Origin of the sequence: Mesorhizobium sp. M0676, assembly GCF_040320535.1 — a bacterium.
Classification (GTDB): Bacteria; Pseudomonadota; Alphaproteobacteria; order Rhizobiales; family Rhizobiaceae; genus Mesorhizobium.
The window spans coordinates 1-1228 of record NZ_JAMYPU010000078.1 but is presented as its reverse complement, the minus strand read 5'-3'; the positions used below and the strand labels follow the sequence as shown (position 1 = coordinate 1228).

Here is a 1228-nt window from a genome sequence, read left to right as displayed (position 1 = left end):
GGCCGTTGGCAGAACCACGGTGGCCGCGATCGTGGACACAGAATGGCTGGACGCTGGCATCATCAGCTGATGCGCGGTGCCGGCATGCGACTGATGTTCGGGCTGTTGGACACCGATGGCGACGGATCGGTTTCCGAGGACGAGGTTCAACGCGCGGTGGGCAGGATGTTCAGTAGCATTGACGAGAATGGTGACGGCAAGATCGATGCGGACGAGATCCAGTCCTTCATGCATGGCTCCAGCATGCATGGCACTGATAGCGAGGACACGCCGTAGGTCGCGCAAAGGGGGCGTCTATTGGCTGTTCGCCCGGCGGCTAACCAGCACTCTCTCCAGCCTTGCCGCAAACGCGCTATTCCCGCAAGCCCGCCATGCGCCAGCCATCAATAAACGGCTGCGCATCACTCGGGCTCTTGAAAGGTGAGTTCGCCACCAAATCACCGACCTTCCAATTTGGATTGCCCGCAAGAAATAGGCGGGCTTCCTCTTGTGCCTCAGGAACGCGACCGGCAAGGGCAAGCGCGGGAACCAGGTGCTCCCTTGAACCCGTCCCGTACGTTTCTTCCCGGCTCAAGGACGCAACAGCTTCTTCGTAGTGTCCAGAGGAAATCTGAGCCATTCCCATGATCCAGAAATACCAACCGGGTGGACGAGGATTTATACGGAGCGCCGCGCCACACGATATCAGCGCCGCTTGCGGATCGCCTAAGTAGATTTGAAGCTCACCCATCCATGCAACTGCATCTGCATTGTTGGGATTAAGCCGAACGGCAGCATCGAATTGGAATTTTGCTTCGTCCCAATTGCGCTCATAAAGCTGAACGCAGCCCATGATCCTGCGAGCATGGGAATCGTCGGGATCGATCTCCACGGCCCGTTGCGCGTGTATCAGAGCCTTTGCGCGGCCGGGTTCCTGTGGCTCTCCCCAGACAATCCAGCCAAATAGCAGTGAGATGGCAAGATTGGTGTGCCCCTCGCAGTAGTTTGGATCGATCTGAACGGCACGTTCCAAGTCAGCACACGCCTCACTGTTGTCCGATCTGGAATTGTTGCACTTGCCTCGTGACCTAACGCACAGATCATAGGCTTCGAGATTTGACGGTCGGGAACGGGCAACAAGTTTCTTTTCACCAAGCTTGCCAGAAATCGCTTCAACAACGCGTCGGGTGACTTCGTCCTGAACGTCGAATATGTCGGCGCTTTCGCGGTCGAAGCGCTCGGCCCACAC

2 protein-coding genes are annotated in these 1228 nt (G+C 57.4%); one reads left to right on the top strand and one right to left on the bottom strand.

Annotation, left to right across the window (positions count from 1 at the left end; translation table 11 throughout):
- Positions 1 to 276, top strand: a 276-nt coding sequence (locus NKI35_RS31240; RefSeq protein ID WP_352742650.1) for an EF-hand domain-containing protein, incomplete at its 5' end; no start/stop codon positions are given.
- A 76-nt stretch (positions 277 to 352) separates the two neighbouring features.
- Here the strand turns inward: NKI35_RS31240 and NKI35_RS31235 are convergent.
- On the bottom strand, positions 353 to 1228 hold an 876-nt coding region (locus NKI35_RS31235), incomplete at its 5' end, for a tetratricopeptide repeat protein (protein WP_502897201.1).